This window comes from Pseudoalteromonas aquimarina, from assembly GCF_049257255.1.
Lineage (GTDB): Bacteria > Pseudomonadota > Gammaproteobacteria > Enterobacterales > Alteromonadaceae > Pseudoalteromonas.
Window position 1 is genome coordinate 241439 of sequence record NZ_JBMMUG010000005.1, and the last position, 17047, is coordinate 258485.

The following is a 17047-nucleotide window of genomic DNA, read 5'->3' on the forward strand; positions in this document are numbered from 1 at the left end:
GAAAGAGTAACGAGATGAGTTTAGCTAGTAACAGTACAATTAATAAATGGACATTATTTTCCAGCACTATGCTGCTAGCGTTAAATTCGTCTCTCGTTATTGCCAATAACAATAATGATTTATTCGACCTTTCTTTAGAACAACTCATTAATGTAGAAGTTTCTTCAGCTTCTCTTACTAAAGAGTCTTTGAGTGAAGCGCCAGTACCCGTTACGGTAATTACCGCGAATATGATTAAGCAAGCGGGCGCACGCAATATCAAAGACGTGTTACTGGCATATGTGCCAAACATGACGCATGTTGAAGATCAGAATGAACAAAACATTGCTGCCCGAGGTGTTTTCACTTCATCACAGCAGAAAATCCTATTTTTAATTGATGGCCATCGCCTTAACAGTCGAAGCTATTCAATGGCTTCGCCAGACTACGCCATTAGTCTTGATAAAATAAAACAAATTGAGGTGCTACGAGGGCCATCTAGTTCTATTTATGGCAATGTCGCTCTCACAGCTACGGTAAATATTATCTTAAAAACGGGCAGTGAATTAACCCAGTCTCAAGTTGCAATTACTGGCGGTAATCAAGGCCATAAACAAGCAAGCCTAACGCTAGGAACACAGGGTGAGAACTGGGATTTACTGGCATGGGCACAGTACTTTTCAGCTGAAGGTGAAAGTTTAAACATTGCACCACAAAATAACTATTCACCCACGCCACGAGAAGACGCATATGCCCATTTAGGGTCATATCAAGACAAAAACACTTATGATTTAGGGGCAAAAATCATTTATCAAGACTGGCGATTGCTAGCTAACACCCGCAGCTCTCACTATATTGAGCCATTTAGTGCAGGTGGCATAAGTGGCGAAGCATACAATTATGACAACATCCGAAAACACTCAGGCACGGGGCCAGGTTTAGGTTACGCCTCAACACATATCAATCTCTCGCATCAAGATGCAATATTTAATTGGCAATGGCACCAAGAAGTCTACCTTGATGATAATAAAATTGATTCGGTTGTCGTCACAGCTCCGGCATCTAATCAAGCTGCAAGTGTTAACTGGCAAGAGCTTTCCTCAGGGTTGCTAACACATGTCAGCAAACGTATCGATAACATTGATTATTTAGTTGGTTTGCAATTAGACCATATGAAAATTACAAACTCTCATTTTGCGGTTTCGCTAAATGGGGAGGATTACTTTCCGGCTGACCAAAAAACGCCTTTAATCAAAGAAAGCAGTGAATCAATTTACTCAGCCTTTGCACAGGTAAAATATCGTTTTTCAGCAAATTGGCTTGCCAATGTTGGTGCGCGATTTGATCAAAAAAACCGTACCGGTAGCGATAACATTAACGACTTGAGCCCGCGCCTCGCAATAATTTTCCAAAGTGAAAATGGCTATAATTTCAAAGCCTCATATGCAACCTCATTTGTTGATGCGACGTACTGGAATCGCTTCAGTACCTTAAGCTCTTTCCGAGGTGCGCAAACGCTTAAGCCTGAAAAACTATCATCACTACAGTTTACGCCTAGCATCAAGCTTGCTGAACACCAGTTTTATGGTGCAGTAAATCTCTTCTATAACCAGTTAGATGACTTTATCTTTCGCGATAATAATGCTGGAGCAAACGAGCCAAATTACTCAAATGCAGGGGAGTTAACCACCTGGGGAGTTGAAGTGGAGTCACGTTTAACAAAACGCGACGTTACTTGGCATGCAACACTTGGCTACCAAGCCGTTATTGATTCTGAGCGCTTTGCGACCACCGGTGATGAAATTAATAATGTACCAAGTTTAACAGCTAACCTTATTACCAGTTGGCAAGTAAATGATAATGCAGATGCAAGTTTCACTGTGCGATACATAAGTGAACAACAGTCTCCAATTCATATCATTTCAAATGGACAAGAAATTATCGATCCTTACCCAGATCAAGGGGTTAATTTTAACGACCCTAAGAATCAAGTGGATGATGTTATTTTATTGGATGCGGCAATTAACTATCAGATTTTGGATAATTTTAGTGTGTCGCTTACAGCTCATAACTTACTAGACAAAAGTTATCAACAAGGTGGCACTACATTACACCCTTATCCACAGGCGGGTCGTAATGTTCGCGCAACACTGAACTATTTCTTTTAGCCGCCATCTCCCGCTGAGGCTGCTCCTGATGCCGCAATAGCAGCTGTGGCAGCGGCTGATGATGCTGCGGTGGCAGCGACATTACTCGCAACAATACCGCTTACAGGCGCAGCGTGATTACCAACATCAATAATACATGTGCCGTAACCCAATCCTTTTAGCGAATTAGTCCATATCTGCTCTCCGGTGGCTTTATCTAAACAAAATAAGTGCCCCGATGCAGCTGCATAAATTCGAGTGTGATCACTACTCACAACGGTAATATTGGCTGACTTTAGTTTAGTACGCCACACTTCACTGCCATCACCTTTGTTGATAGCTATAACATGACCATTAATGCCAATAAATAATAAATCCATAGCTCTACTCCGCTAATCTTCTTTTTTCTAGCTTGCAATACAACTTTGAAAAAGCAAATACCGCCCAGCACCGTTATTATCCACTTATCATTAAATCTGTTATTTCAACTCAAAAAACGTTAGATTGAAGCCAACTAAACAGGAGAGCTCGTTATGGAACAGTTTGATATTACAATAATAATTGGCCTTGCCGTGGTATTTATCCTCGTTATGCTCGGCATAAAAATGGTGCCGCAAGGTTTTAACTACACGGTAGAGCGTTTTGGTAAATACACGCGAACGCTACCACCTGGCTTACAACTTATTATTCCACTAGTTGATACCATTGGTCGCAAGCAAAATATGATGGAACAAGTATTAGATGTACCACCTCAAGTGGTTATTTCGTCTGATAATGCTCAGGTAACTACCGATGCTGTATGTTTCTATCAAGTGCTCGACCCTGTTAAGGCTTCATATGAAGTTAACGACTTAGAACGCGCTATGCGCAACTTGGTTATGACTAATATTCGTGCGGTTTTAGGCTCGATGGAACTTGATGAAATGCTTTCGAACCGCGATAAGATCAATGGTTCACTGCTAGTAAAAGTGGATGAAGCAACTGACCCATGGGGCGTTAAAGTAACGCGTATCGAAATCAAAGATATCGCGCCACCAATGGACTTGGTCGATGCCATGGCGCGTCAAATGAAAGCGGAACGTGAAAAGCGTGCCAATATTTTAGAAGCTGAAGGTGAACGTGAAGCAGCAATTAAAGTTGCTGAAGGTCAAAAGCAAGCCGAGATTTTGAAAGCAGAAGGCGCACTCGAAGCGGCTAAACGCGAGGCTGAAGCACGTGAACGTTTAGCAGCAGCGGAAGCTGAAGCAACACGCTTAGTGTCAGAATCAATTCAAAACGGTGACTCACGTGCAATTAACTATTTTATTGCACAAAAATACATGGAATCACTCGGCAAATTAGCGGAGTCTGATAACAACAAAGTGATGATGATTCCACTTGAAGCAAGCAATATGTTAGGTTCTATCGCTGGTGTTGCCGAAATTGCAAAAGAAGCATTTGGCAAGAAATAAACCTTACATAGATGTATACTAGCAACTGCACAGCACAGGCTGTGCAGTGTTTTTGGAGCAGTTATGATTATAGAGCTATTAAATAATTTAGAACCTTGGCACTGGTTATCACTTGGATTACTGCTGCTTGGTGCTGAAGCACTTGGCGCATCAGGCTTTTTGCTTGGAACAGCGATTGCTGCGTTTTTATTAGCGATTATCAATGCCCTATTTAGCGATATTTCTTGGCAAACTCAGGTAATTTTATTTGCTATCGCAGCACTTGGTTTTTCAATTGCTTACTGGAAATACTTTAAAGAATTTAACAACCGTTCAGATCATGGTCCACTGAACCAACGAGCAGCAAGCTTAATTGGCCGTGAACTAGTTGTAGAACATGACCTAACAGGTGGACAAGGTCGAATTCAAATTGGCGATACTTTTTGGAAAGTGAAATTTGAAGGCCAAATAGATAAAGGCACACGTATCAAAGTAGTGGATGCCGACAGTATGAGCCTGCAAATAACCTCAATTAACTAAATTTTGTGAGTAAAATTCGCCTCGCTAAATTTATTGCTGATGCTGGGATCTGCTCTCGGCGTCAAGCCTCTCGCTTAATTGACGACAAACGTGTGTGTGTTAATGGTGCGTTAGCTAATCATATTGACCATGTAGACGGTGACGATCTTATCGAACTCGATGGCCAGCAAGTTGTTGCACAACATGACAAACACTACTTCGCAATTTTTAAGCCTATCGGTATTGATTGCAAATTAATACCAAGCGACCCAAGTAGCTTGATTCACCTGCTACCACAACACATCAGATTATTTCCAATCGGCCGTTTAGATAAAGATTCGCACGGTCTATTGTTACTCACTAATGATGGTGAATTATGCCATCAGTTAAATCACCCTAATTTTGATAAAGAAAAAGAATACATAGTTACCACCAGCAAGCCTATTTCTCATGAATTCTGCCAACAAATGATGGCGGGCGTGCCGGTAAAAGGTGAAATCACAAAGCCATGTATTGTTGAGCAATTAAATGAAACGCAATTTCGCATTATATTAACGCAAGGCCTTAATCGGCAGATACGCAGAATGACTAAGTTTTGTGGGAATTATGTAACAGATTTAAAAAGAGTGAGAATTGCAAAGTTAACACTTGCCGAGCTTAATCTGGAACCCGGCAAGTACTGCGCGATTAGCCGCAGCCAAATTACTTCCTAAAGCGAACATACATATAAAGACTTGCAATAACACCGCCTGGTAACAACGCCTTTTCCATACCATTCATTGCTAAGTAAGACATTGTCGCAATGAAAAATACCGTCGTTAAAATAACGTCTAAGTATTCCAAAGAGAATTCTAATAATTTATTGGTATTCATAACAATTCCTTGCTGTTGTGCTAAACCAAATCAGGGGTTGATTCAAACATTAATAAAAATAGTGTGCTTTGATAAGCTGGGTGTAGCTTAGAATTTTTGGATAAAAAAACTTTGATCTAGAATAAAAAACAGCCGAGGCATGAAAAAATAAGCCGCAAAACTTGCGGCAAATCAACAATAGCATCATGTGGAAAATGTGTAGCAAAGGGCAAGCTACAAAACCTATTATAAAAAAACACAAAAAATTCGCCTGCGACAAAATGTCGCACTTTTAATGAATTTTTTTCACCTATTCAAAAAACCGCGACCTTTATTCTCTTTTCAACTGATAAGATACATTTTTCAATCAAAAGGTATATCTATGCTTTGGGTCTTTTTTACGGTGCTTGCCGCATTTATGCAAACCTTTCGCAATGGCTTGCAAAGCAAATTAAGTAAGCATGTCAGCACGCTAGGAGTAACGCTAGCGCGGTTTTTATTTGCTACCCCAATTGCACTGGTTTATCTCATTGTACTGTATCAATTTGACCCCATCGAGATACCCACATTTAATGCTAAGTTTTTAACCTATGTTGCTGTTGCGGCAGGAATGCAAATTTTAGCAACGGCACTGATGGTGGTGCTGTTTAAGCAGCAGAACTTTGCCATAGGTGCGGGCCTTGCTAAAAGTGAAGCCCTCGTCGCTGCGATTTTAGGCGCGCTCTTTTTCGGCAGCAAGTTGACTTTACTTGGCTGGTTTGGCGTTTTGCTTGGCGCATTGGCCGTTTTTGTTTTAAGCGGATTAAGATTTACTCAAGGGTTTAAACTCAAGACCGTATTCATTGGCCTTAGCTGTGGCAGTGCTTTTGCGCTTACTTCACTTTCAGTGCGCGAAGCTAGCATTGCGCTTAATTTGCCATTTCCACACAGTGCTGCTTGGGTACTATTGTGGGTGCTCAGTGTGCAAACATTGATTTTATTAATACATATCACACTTAAAGAAAAACATACTTTTAGCAAATTAAAACAACACCTGCCCACAACCTTTGCGATAAGTGTTACAAGCTGTATTGGCTCTATCGGTTGGTTTAGCGCGATGAGTTTACAGTATGTAGCCTATGTTAAAACACTCGGGCAAATTGAAGTGCTATTTACTATTTTACTTGCCATTTTTTGGCTTAAACAAACACCAAGCAAAAATGAATTACTTGGTCTGGTACTAATTGCCATAGCGGCGATTTTAGTGATGTGGCAATAGCGATACAAAAAAGGCTGCGAAGTGCAGCCTTAAATTGCTAATTAAAATACTAAATCACCAACTTTTCACCGCCAGATAAACCTGAGGTAATAATTATTAAGTTGTTTTCCAAAGGCTGCCCTAAGCGCACAAAGCGCTCACTGATTTTACCGTTTTCAAGCACTGACACCTTAGCTAGCTGACCGAAGTGCTGAATATAACGCGCATCAATCGCAATCACGCCGCGCGCTTCTTTATCAATACCAACTTTGGCATACATGCCCGGCATCAGTCCTGTTAAGTCGATATTATCGCCCGCTAAATCAAGCTTTACTTCAAAGCTGCGTGCAGCACTGTCAGCGAGCGGCACAATTTCACTTACTCTTGCCGCACGCACTTGATTCAGTGCTGATAACTCAACTTGTAGCTTTTGTCCTAACGACAAATTAACCGCCTGACTTTCAGGTATAAAGCTACTTATTTGAATACTGGTTGGATTATAAAGTGCAACAACAGCTTGCCCTGGGTTAACTAAATCACCAGGCTCTACCATGCGATCAACCACTTTACCCGCAATAGGCGCAACAATTTTACTGTAGGTTAAGGTTACTTTTGCTTGGTCCAATTGTTGCTCATAGCTGAGTTTAGTGGCACGTAGTTGATCATAAGTAGATTGCACTGTATCTAAATCATTTACTGAAATAAGCCCTTGCTCACGCAGCGCTTTATTGCGTTTTAACTGGAGTGTGGCTTGCGTTAATTGCGCAGAAACCGCCTCCACCTGAGCTTCTATTTGCCCTACTTGTGCTTTTAAATCTTGATTATCAAGTTCAGCAATCACATCACCGGCTTTAACAATATCGCCAGCTCTCACATTCACTGACGTGACATTTGCTAAAATACGGCTCGCAACTTGGGTGTTTTGTCTGGCAATTAAGTTTGCTGGCAACCATAGCCGTTCAATATGTACATAAGGTTCAACCATTACAGTTTGAACATTCTGTAATTCGTCGTTTGATGTGCTTGGCGCAACTTTATTGTCGAAGCCGCCCGCCATCATAATGATCATTACAACCAAGATAACGATGGCACTGATCGGAATTAATACTTTTTGTTTTGTCATGATTTATTGCTCCTGACGCTCTTGATCGCTTTTTTGTGACTCATCGAAAACCAAATAGTAAACGGCGGGCACAATAATCAAACTAAATAGGGTGGAAGAAATAATGCCAAAGATAATGGCGAGTGCTAAACCACTAAACACAGGGTCTAGAATAATCACTAAGTTACCCAATAATGTAGTGCCTGCTGTAAGCAACACTGGGCGCATACGTACGCTCCCTGCCATTAATAAGGCCTGTTTTATTGATTCACCCTGAGCGCGCGCTGCGCTGATAAATTCAACCAAAATAAGTGAATTTCTCACCACAATACCCGCAAGGGCAATCATGCCTATCATCGCGGTTGCAGTGAATAGAATCGGCTCAGGGCTATTTGCAATCTCGCGTTCACCAAACTGATTGATTATCCAAAATCCCGGCATAATACCAATTACAGTTAACGGGATTGCCGACATAATAATGCCCGACAACGCATAAGACCCAGTTTGTAAGCGAAGAATAAAGAAGATACCTGTCAGTGCAAACGCAAATGCAATACCCATATCGCGAAACACGCGCGCGGTTATTCTTAGTTCACCTTCACCACTCCAAGTAAGCCAAGTGCCTTTTGGAATTGACCATAACTCACCACCACCGTTGTTTAGGTAGTGACGGTCCTGCCAAGCAACATGGCTTGCTTGCTCATCACCTAATTGTTCACGTTGGTCAGCATTAATATCTGCGACTACTTCCGCCGGTGTTCTGCCATTTAACTCAGCAGTGACATAAATCACTGATTGTAAATCTTTGCGGAAAATAGGCTGTGCAACCGTTAACGTTTGGTATTCACCTAATTCACTAAGCGCTACGAGTGGTTGGGGTGCAGCTTCTAACCCTAGCCCTAAATCAGTTTGTGCGATGCCTTCTCGACCACGAATATAAAGGCCATCAAGTTCACTTGATTGATTACGTGTCGCGTAAGGAATACGTAATTTTATCGCTAAAGGCTCGGCCTCAGATTCATTCGCAATTGTCCCCGCCTCAACGCCAAAGCCTGCAATCATTAAGGTGCGTTTAATATCTTCTGTCGCAATTCCCGATAATGCAGCTTTTTCTTTATCTACCACAAAACGATTAATCTTTTGCGCCGCTTGCATTGTGGTATCAACTTCAAGCACATGAGGCTCACTGGCTAATCGTGCAGCTACTTGGCGCGCGGCTAATTGCTGTTGCTCTAATGCGACAAATGGCTCTCGGTATACTTCTGCCACTAAAGTTGATAACACCGGCGGGCCTGGTGGCACCTCAACTACTTTGATATTGATGCCATTTTTATTAAATGGCGCCAACAGTTCACGTAGGCGCAATACCACACCATGGGATTGATGTTCGCGTTCGGTTTTATCAACCAACAACACTCGTATTTCAGCTAGGTTTTCTCGCGTACGCAGATAATATTGACGCACCATGCCATTGAAATCGATAGCACTCGGCTCACCTACATACACCGCCACAGCATTTACCTCAGCAACACGCTTTACCTGCTGTGCAATTTCCGAAGAAATAGCAGCACTTTGCTCTAAACTGGCTGACTCTGGCAAGTCGATTAAAATTTGTACTTCATTCTTATTATCAAACGGTAAAAGCTTAAGTGGTACCGTGCGGAACACTGGCAATAAGGCGCTTGCAACAAACAACCCAAGCGTCAGCCAAAGCGCCATCTTAGCACGTGATTTTGACGCCAAAATTGGCGTTAATATTTTATGGTAAAGGTCGCCACTGTTATTGGTTTCTTGCTCTACGGGAGAATCTGTTAGTAACTTACTCGCAAGCCACGGTGTAACAAATAAAGCCACTAAGGTTGAAACAATCACACTGACAGGCACATTAAACGCCATTGGTGCCATATACGGCCCCATCATGCCGGTTATAAAAGCCATGGGCACAAAAGCAAGTACAATGGTTACTGTCGACATAATCAATGCAGGGCGAATTTCACTCATCGCCGCAACAATTTGGCCTTCTTTATTTTTGCCCTTACTCATAAAGCGTTTGATATTATCAATGCCGGTAATCGGATCATCGACCAGCAAGCCAAGTGATAAAATCAAGGCAAATAACGTTACGCGGTTAATGGTATAACCAAATGCCATATCCAAGATAAGCGTTAAGCCATAACAAATAGGCACCGCCAAACCAACTACAATAGCCGGTCGCCAACCTAAAAACACGCCGATAAATACCACCACAGTAAACACCGCAAACGCCAGTGACGAAACAAGGTTATTTACTTTTTCGTTAGCGGTTTCACCGTAGTTTCTAAGTACCGAAACATTAACATGCTCTGGGATCAGCTGCCCTTTAAGTGATTCAACCTCAGACAAAACACGATTAGCAAGGCTTACTGCATTACTGCCCGCTTGCTTAGCAACGCTAATAGTAACCATTGGGTGATCGGCTGTGTTGTCAGCCACTTCGCTATACCATTGATAGCTTGTTGGCTCGGTAGGGCCATCTTGAATAGTGGCAACATCGGATAAATAAACTGGTTTGCCGTTGATAACATTGACGACTAAACGGTTAAGCGCTTCACTTTGACGAAATACATCGCCCACCTCTAAAACCACAGATTTATTATTGCTTACCTGTACACCAACAGTAGCAAGTTGGTTAGAGACATTGAGCGCGTTGTACACATCCATTACGGTGGTGTTAAATGCGGCAAGGTTAGTAGTATTTAAGTAAATTTGTACTGCGCGCTGACGACCACCAATCACCTTAACTTCAGAGGTATCGTCAATTGCTTGTAAATGTGTAGAAACTTCTTGGGCGATACGGCGAAGTGCATAGTCATCATAAAGTTGCGGCTGTTCACTCCATAGCCCCAACATCATAATAGCCACATCATCAACTTCTATTGGCTTAATCTGCCAATTGGACACAATGCTTGGCATAGTATGCTGATTTGCGTAAAGTTTGTTGTAAGTGTTTAAAATCGCTTTTTCGCGGTCTTCACCCACATAAAAGCGCAGCGTAACAATTGCACCGCCCGTTTGTGTGACTGAATAAACATGCTCTACGCCTGGCACTTGTGCCAATAACTTTTCAAGTGGAATAGTAACTTGTCGCTCAACTTGATTGGCGCTGATATTCGGAACCGCAACTTGAATATCAAGCATAGGTACAACAATTTGCGGCTCTTCTTCACGCGCAGTAAATTGCAACGCCAATAAGCCACTTAGTAGCGCAAAAATAAAAATGATAAGCGGAATGCGCCCTTGCAATGAGCTGGCAACCAAGCGGTCAACAGGATGCGTTAACTTCATTTTTTAATTCCCTTTACTCTGATTGACAAAACATATCGTACAAAGCGTTTAACATGGCACTGACACGTTGATCGACAATACGATAATAAATAGTTTGTGCTTCACGGCGCGTTTCAACTAGCTTCGATTTACGCAAGCTTGCCAAATGTTGAGACAATGCTGATTGTGCTAACGGAATAATCTGGTTGAGCTCAGTGACACTGAGTTCACCTTGATTCAACGTACATAAAATCATTAAGCGATTTTTATTTGCCATCAACTTTAAAAATTGCTCTGCATCTGCCGCATTTTCAAGCATTTTTTCCATATCTAACATCATAGGCATCAATTCAATATTCTCAAAATTGAGTAAAGTATATGTCGTTATATTAGAAAAGTCTAATATTAGAGTTTACTAATTTAGATTTTACTAATATAGTTCATAACAAGTTCTACTTTAAGTTAGGTTTTCTATATGAAAGTTAATGACGCACTAAGATTAATTGCTGGCGTAATGCTAATTGTATCGCTATTACTGACACACTTTGTGCACCCAAATTGGGTGTTCTTCACGCTATTTATTGCTATAAACTTACTACAATCGGCGTTTACTAAATGGTGCCCTATGATGACCATTTTGCGTAAATTTGGCTTGGAGGATTAAGCATGCTAAAGACAATTCCCGATCTTATTAAGCTCGCATCAGAAAATGTAAAAAAAGTAGATTCAGCACAAGCAAAAGCTGAAATAGCGCAAAATAATGGATTATTAATCGATGTTCGCGAACCAGCTGAACATGCCATTAAAAATGCCGTTGGTGCGATTAATATTCCACGCGGTGTACTCGAAATGAAGTTGGTTGAAATTGAAAAAGACGCTGACCGCCCTATTTACCTTCACTGTGCAACCGGTGGTCGTGCCACACTTGCTGCAGAACAGTTGCAACGTGTTGGCTATAACAAGGTAACAGTGATCAGCTGCAAAGCTGAAAGTGTATGTGAGACATTTTGTTAGAGTAGGGTCTGTTGATCTTTGCTGTTCTATTTTTGTTCGCTTTGAGCGTGCTTTGATCGCGGCGCTCGATGTGTGGCCTAGCAATCTAAGCGAATATCGAGCAACAATGAGAAAAGTGCGCTCAAAAGAACCGTTCGGCAGCCCTTGATTGGCTTTTATACTGTGTTATCGGCTGACTCACATAGAATAGCTATGCCACGCAGCCTCTGCCGTGTATAAAACCCAATCAAACTGCTGCAAAAACGAACTTGAAAGGTCAACAGACCCTAGAGACTGCTAACCTTAACGGTCTATTTCTGCAGTAATCAACAGTTACTAAAAAGGCTTCCATGTGGAAGCCTTTTTTAAGTAATTACACCCTTACGCTTGGTTAGGCACAATTTGCACTTCTACACGACGGTTTTTGGCTTTACCTGCGGCGGTTTCATTGCTCGCTACCGGACGCATTTCACCATAGCCTGTTATCGATAAACGCTCGCTCATAATCGACTGGTTTACCAAATATTGCTGTACGCTGCGTGCACGACGCTCAGACAGCGTTTGATTATAGCTTTCGCTACCACTGCTGTCGGTGTGGCCTTCTACGCTCAAATAGGTCTTATCGTAATGATTTAGTACATTCGCAATTGTGTTTAAAGTACCGTGAAACTGTGGCGTAATTGTCGCCTGGTTCGTTGCAAAGGTAATGTTAGACGGCATAACTAAACGCAAGTTGTCACCTTCCCTAACAACCTCAACACCTGAGCCTGATAGCTGCTCACGCATTTCCGCTTCTTGACGATCCATATAATCACCAATCGCAGCACCTGCAATAGCACCAACAGCGGCACCTATCACAGCACGTTTGTTTTTATGATTTGATGTTGATTTTCCAATCACAGCGCCTGTAACAGCACCGATCATTGCGCCTTTTTCGGCATTAGTTGTAGCACAACCAGACGCAGCCAATGCAGCAGCTAAAATAGAAACGTTAAATAATTTACGTGGAGAGAAATAAGTCATTGTTTACTCTTTTTCTTTGGAGTTTTATAAAATGTAATTTGATGTGACTGAATAAACGCTGAATCGGCCCATTATTTTACAATAACAGGCGGGAGGTCATATAAATCCACGATTTGCGTTAATTCACCAGAGTTAGCAAGCTCTACTAGGGCTTTTTGTACTCGTGAGATTAGTTTTTGATTTTCAGAGCGTTTTGATGCCACGGCAAAACCTAGAATGGGTTCATCATGGCGATAATTTAGTTTTTTCAAGCGATGAGAAGGTTGGTTTAACACACTTAAAGAATGATCTGCCGTCTGCTCAACCGCAATCACAATATCTAATCGACCTTTTAATAACAGATCCATCGCCACGCGTTCGCTTTGTACCGCGACTTTATTTAGCTTTTTATCATTATCAAAACGGGCAAAGTGAGCTGCACCACGCACTATACCAATGCGTTTACCATATAAGTCTTGGTAGGTATTTACTGCAATATCGGTTTCAGTTTGCGCATAAAATACAAAGGGAGAATTTAAGACCATGTAAGCAGGATCAAGAAACACCATATCTTGTTCACGCTCTGGGGTTTTGATAAATGCACCGCCAATATCAGCTTGGCCAGCTTTGATTAATTTTACACAGCGAGAAATTGGGCAAGGGGTTAACTGTAGCGACACATTCAATTGCTTTGAAATACGCATCATAATATCGATAAGCAAACCGCGCGGGCGTGTTTCACCCAAGGTGTAACTATATGGAGGAGCATGATCAACTGCCACCACTAATCGCTCATGCGCCATTAAGGGCGATGCGAGCAATAACGTTGCGAGCGTTATGAAATGTATTAAGTGTCTAAAGTTCACAATTCTGCCTTACTACAGTGTGGCAAAAAGTCCTTGTTCTGCGGTTGCATACGGTTTGATTCTAGCCAAAAAGACAATCTAAAAAAACCCTAAAATGCGATAATTACCTAAGCCAAATGTAAGAATTTCTGAATTTACAGATGGTTATTCAAAATAACTTACACTTTTTTATTAGTATATTTGCTTTATTTAAGCAGGCAACATAAAAACCATAAAACCACGATTTACTTGGCCTTCCCCAATATCGGAAATTTTATACGAACCTTTAACAAACAATTGGCTATTCAAACTATTATTGCCATTTTTTCCAAAAAGCTATATTTTGCAAGCAGATTTCCCTCAACATCAGGTGACACTTGCATTGGTTGGCAAAATATAAAGTGGCAATAGGCGTTAATCTATTACTATTTTCACTTATACTTCTTATCAGTTTTGCCTGGCACTCGGCTCCTTTACGTATTGAGGGTATTGATTCTGCGCGTTTACTACACTACAGCGTGCATATCATTATCATTCCAATTATCTGCATTTATTTGCCTCTCAAATACATCAGGCAAAAATACTCTAGTGGTAAAAAAGCTTACCTTGCAGGTCTAGTGCTTTGTGTATTGGCAGGCGTTATCAGTGCGACTTACACCCACACAATTTCTGTTCCAGGTAGTTTTCTATTTAAGATTGAAGGCGGCACAAAACAGGTAGATGACCCTGATTATGTGCAGGGCAGCGACACCAATTCATATATGGCTTTAACAATTACTACCAGTGTAAAAGGTTATGAAAAACCTGTGGGGCCAGCTTATTTCTATGTTGAATCCTTTTTACACAGCATCTTATATTGTTTGTACATGCTGTGTTATTTGCAAGCATTTGGTATTTTGCACAAACACAAATTAAAAGAGCAACTTAAGCAACAACAACTCGATGTGCTGCAATACCAACTCAATCCGCACTTTTTGTTTAATTCTTTAAACAGTATTCGCGGTATGTTGTATGAAGATGTCGGTGAGGCAAAAAAATTATTACTGGAATTTCGCCAGTTGTTTAAGCATCACTTTGATAATAAGCGTCATTGTATTGCGCTAAAGCAAGAACTCTTATTGTGCCGTCATTACCTTAAGCTTGAAAAAGTACGATTTGAGGAGCGCCTTAACGTTGATATTTCTGTGTCTGAGGCATGTGAGACTATGCTAGTTCCTAGCATGAGTATTTTCACCTTAATTGAAAATGCCATTAAGCATGGTATCGCGCAAATACCTCAAGGTGGCACAATCGCCATTTCAGTTCATCAGCAAGCTAAAAAGCTTTGTATAAGTGTCAGTAACCCTATTAACTTAACCGCCCGTCAAGCCGATGGTACGCGCACCGGATTGACCAATCTGGAAGCGCGCTTAGCTCTGTTATATCGCGATAATTTCACCATTAACTCTGAACGTACTAACGACCAGTTTAGAGTAGAGCTGCAAATACCAATTAAAAAGGATAAAAGCGGTGAATAAGTCGAACGATTACTATATTGCGCAAGGTATTATCACCGTATTAATCCTGCTGTTTCCATTAGTGGCTGTCACCTTTATTGCGCCTGAAAAGTTAATGAAGTATGCCCATGAATGGCTGCTATACACACTTATGTTAGTGTCTGTCTGGCATTTTGTAACCCGTCGTTTTATCAAACGAATGTTACAAAAGCAGCGCTTCTATCGCGCTTTAGTTGTACTTAGCGCGGTGATTATCTCTGTGGCGATTCTCTATCTACCTAACATGCTGCTTAGTTATATTTGGTATGTTGAACCAGCCGACCGCGAACAGCTGGTAAGATTATTAACAAAATTTAATATATTTCTTAGCTTTGTCTGGACGATTGGCTATGTAAGTGCGCAAGCAGTCCGCGAGAAAGCCAGTATCGAAAAGAGCATTCGTCATCACACTTTGAAGATGCTGTCACAACAAGTACAACCCGCGTTTCTTTACCAATGCTTAGACAATATCGAAGCGCTGATGGATAAAAATATTGATAGCGCAAGTGAGTCAATTACAGATTTAGCAGAGCTACTGCGCTACAAGCTGCAAGCAGGTAAACAAGACTTAGTGGAATTGCAACAAGAGCTCAATGCGCTGGGTTATATGCAGCGCTTGGCAAACGCAGGGGATTTAACCGTCTCTGTGGCACCAAACCTTGCTGAGCGCTCAATTACAGTGCCGCCGTTATTAGTTTACAACTTGCTTTATATGTTGAATTTAAAGGTCTCACAACCACTTCACCTTGAAGTTGTGATGACAAAAGAAAGTTGTATTTTGTTGGTTTCGGGGTTTAGTTTTCAGCCGCGTTTAATTATGTCTCGCATCAAACATAATTACGCAGAGTTTTTTGCCAGCCAACAAGCAAGCATTAGCTACCAAAACAAGGAACTCAGCCTAACCATTAACGGGTAAATTGACCGCTCATATACTGGTAAGGACGCAATGCAAAAAGCGGTAAGGTTGCCAGTAAATGATCTATGATATCTGCTTGTAAATGCTCATATGGGATCCAGCGTTTATCTGCGCTAAAGCAATATATCTCGATAGGTAAACCTTCAGCACTAGGTGCTAGCTCTCTCACCATTAAGGTAAGGCTATGATTAAGCGCTTTGTGTTGGCGTAGATATTCTTCTGCATAAACACGAAACAGCCTGACATTACTTTTGCTAAGCGCTTCTTGCAGCTGCTCTTGCTCTAAAACATCGCAAATAACACTGTGCTGTTTCAAGCCTTCGATAAATTCATTATCAATAATGCGAATACTGTTTAAATCAAGGTTAATAGCACGTTTAATACGGCGCCCACCTGATTCCTGCATGCCGCGCCAATTTTTAAATGACTGCGAAATCAAAGCATAAGTTGGTACTGTGGTAATGGTTTTATCCCAATTGCGCACCTTAACTGTGTTAAGGCCTAGCTCTTCAATTTCACCGTCGGCACCATATTGGTCTATCTGGATCCAATCACCATCCGCCACTAAACGATTTGCCGCAATTTGAATGCTCGCCACAAAGCCCAATATAGTGTCTTTAAACACTAACAGTAGCATGGCTGCCAGGGCACCAAAGCCTGAAAGAATATAGGCCGGCGATTTATCCAATAACACACTAATCACTAAAATCGAGGTAACGATAAAAGTAATCAGTTTTACCACCTGAATAATGCCCAGAATAGGCACATCTTTGGCAAAGCTAAGTTGATTATAAGCCGCCCCAGAAATGCCGATCAGCGAGCTAAAAATAAAGCCACTGTAAATCACCGCCAGGATTTGGCCCACCGTACGATAAAACAGCTCAGCTTCTTCGCCCGGCAGATAAAAATAATGAAAACTGGAAAGAAATGCCACACAGCAAATAAAACCAGCTAAACGCCTATTTAATTTACTGAGTAGTGGTTTAAGTTGACCTAATCGCTGCGGTGAGATATACACCGCGAGCTTTTCAAAGCTTGGTAATACTAAGTGCCTAGCAACAAAGTAAAGCACTATCAGCAGTAAAATACCGGAGCAAATAGAAAGCACTTTTGGTAACCAACCAAGGTGAGGGAAGGCTTCCGTTAGCCATGGGGCTAATAGCGTTTCTATTTTGCTCATAAAAATC

The 17047-nt window shown here is 41.4% G+C and carries 17 protein-coding genes; 9 read left to right on the plus strand and 8 right to left on the minus strand.

What is annotated here, in order from left to right; genetic code table 11:
• Nucleotides 1-14 precede the first annotated feature (14 nt).
• A complete protein-coding gene (locus AAEU29_RS14305) occupies nt 15-2147 on the plus strand; it encodes a TonB-dependent receptor plug domain-containing protein (RefSeq protein WP_421973969.1) in 2133 nt (710 codons plus the stop codon).
• Here AAEU29_RS14305 and AAEU29_RS14310 read toward each other — a convergent pair.
• The gene (locus AAEU29_RS14310; protein WP_421973970.1) at nt 2144-2506 is read right to left on the minus strand and encodes an outer membrane protein assembly factor BamB family protein; all 363 of its coding nucleotides are present in this window, start codon (nt 2504-2506) and stop codon (nt 2144-2146) included. The two genes, AAEU29_RS14305 and AAEU29_RS14310, sit on opposite strands and share 4 nt — an antisense overlap.
• 153 nt (nt 2507-2659) lie before the next feature.
• Between AAEU29_RS14310 and AAEU29_RS14315 the strand changes: the two genes are divergently transcribed.
• The 3 genes from AAEU29_RS14315 (at nt 2660) to AAEU29_RS14325 (ending at nt 4788) form a co-directional block, all read left to right on the plus strand.
• Entirely contained in the window at nt 2660-3577 is a 918-nt protein-coding gene (locus AAEU29_RS14315) for an SPFH domain-containing protein (RefSeq protein ID WP_421973971.1), read from the plus strand.
• A gap of 63 nt (nt 3578-3640) precedes the next feature.
• Entirely contained in the window at nt 3641-4096 is a 456-nt protein-coding gene (locus tag AAEU29_RS14320; RefSeq protein WP_421973972.1) for an NfeD family protein, read from the plus strand.
• A 5-nt stretch (nt 4097-4101) separates the two neighbouring features.
• A complete protein-coding gene (locus tag AAEU29_RS14325; protein WP_421973973.1) occupies nt 4102-4788 on the plus strand; it encodes a pseudouridine synthase in 687 nt (228 codons plus the stop codon).
• Here AAEU29_RS14325 and AAEU29_RS14330 read toward each other — a convergent pair.
• A complete protein-coding gene (locus AAEU29_RS14330; RefSeq protein ID WP_274762730.1) occupies nt 4778-4948 on the minus strand; it encodes a hypothetical protein in 171 nt (56 codons plus the stop codon). The two genes, AAEU29_RS14325 and AAEU29_RS14330, sit on opposite strands and share 11 nt — an antisense overlap.
• A gap of 361 nt (nt 4949-5309) precedes the next feature.
• On the opposite strand from AAEU29_RS14330, the gene AAEU29_RS14335 reads away from it, so the two are divergent.
• Nucleotides 5310-6185 carry a DMT family transporter gene (locus tag AAEU29_RS14335; protein ID WP_421973974.1) on the plus strand — a complete coding sequence of 292 codons (876 nt, stop codon included), beginning with the start codon at nt 5310-5312 and terminating at the stop codon, nt 6183-6185.
• Between the two features lie 49 nt (nt 6186-6234).
• Here the strand turns inward: AAEU29_RS14335 and AAEU29_RS14340 are convergent, their stop codons facing one another.
• From AAEU29_RS14340 to AAEU29_RS14350, 3 genes are read right to left on the minus strand one after another with little or no spacing between them, the layout of a single operon-like run.
• Entirely contained in the window at nt 6235-7287 is a 1053-nt protein-coding gene (locus AAEU29_RS14340) for an efflux RND transporter periplasmic adaptor subunit (protein WP_421973975.1), read from the minus strand.
• Between the two features lie 3 nt (nt 7288-7290).
• A complete protein-coding gene (locus tag AAEU29_RS14345) occupies nt 7291-10590 on the minus strand; it encodes an efflux RND transporter permease subunit (protein WP_421973976.1) in 3300 nt (1099 codons plus the stop codon).
• 13 nt (nt 10591-10603) lie between these two features.
• On the minus strand, nt 10604-10909 hold the full coding sequence (locus AAEU29_RS14350) for an ArsR/SmtB family transcription factor (protein WP_274762724.1): 306 nt from the start codon (nt 10907-10909) through the stop codon (nt 10604-10606).
• Between the two features lie 135 nt (nt 10910-11044).
• Between AAEU29_RS14350 and AAEU29_RS14355 the strand changes: the two genes are divergently transcribed.
• Together AAEU29_RS14355 and AAEU29_RS14360 are read left to right on the plus strand one after the other, a co-directional pair.
• Entirely contained in the window at nt 11045-11233 is a 189-nt protein-coding gene (locus tag AAEU29_RS14355) for a YgaP family membrane protein (RefSeq protein WP_274762723.1), read from the plus strand.
• Between the two features lie 2 nt (nt 11234-11235).
• On the plus strand, nt 11236-11583 hold the full coding sequence (locus tag AAEU29_RS14360; protein ID WP_421973977.1) for a rhodanese-like domain-containing protein: 348 nt from the start codon (nt 11236-11238) through the stop codon (nt 11581-11583).
• Between the two features lie 360 nt (nt 11584-11943).
• On the opposite strand, the gene AAEU29_RS14365 is transcribed toward AAEU29_RS14360, so the two are convergent.
• Both AAEU29_RS14365 and AAEU29_RS14370 read right to left on the minus strand, forming a co-directional pair.
• Complete coding sequence (locus AAEU29_RS14365; RefSeq protein WP_421973978.1) at nt 11944-12585, minus strand: YiaD family glycine zipper/OmpA-like lipoprotein; 642 nt, start codon at nt 12583-12585, stop codon at nt 11944-11946.
• Between the two features lie 71 nt (nt 12586-12656).
• Nucleotides 12657-13430, minus strand: a complete 774-nt coding sequence (locus AAEU29_RS14370) for a substrate-binding periplasmic protein (protein WP_421973979.1) — start codon at nt 13428-13430, stop codon at nt 12657-12659.
• Between the two features lie 356 nt (nt 13431-13786).
• Between AAEU29_RS14370 and AAEU29_RS14375 the strand changes: the two genes are divergently transcribed.
• Both AAEU29_RS14375 and AAEU29_RS14380 read left to right on the plus strand, forming a co-directional pair.
• Entirely contained in the window at nt 13787-14926 is a 1140-nt protein-coding gene (locus AAEU29_RS14375) for a sensor histidine kinase (protein WP_421973980.1), read from the plus strand.
• Nucleotides 14919-15860 (plus strand): histidine kinase, encoded by a 942-nt coding sequence (locus AAEU29_RS14380; RefSeq protein ID WP_421973981.1) that lies wholly within the window; start codon nt 14919-14921, stop codon nt 15858-15860. Before AAEU29_RS14375 ends, AAEU29_RS14380 begins: the two co-directional genes overlap by 8 nt.
• On the opposite strand, the gene AAEU29_RS14385 is transcribed toward AAEU29_RS14380, so the two are convergent.
• A complete protein-coding gene (locus AAEU29_RS14385) occupies nt 15850-17040 on the minus strand; it encodes a mechanosensitive ion channel family protein (protein WP_421973982.1) in 1191 nt (396 codons plus the stop codon). The genes AAEU29_RS14380 and AAEU29_RS14385 overlap by 11 nt on opposite strands.
• Between the last annotated feature and the right edge of the window lie 7 nt (nt 17041-17047).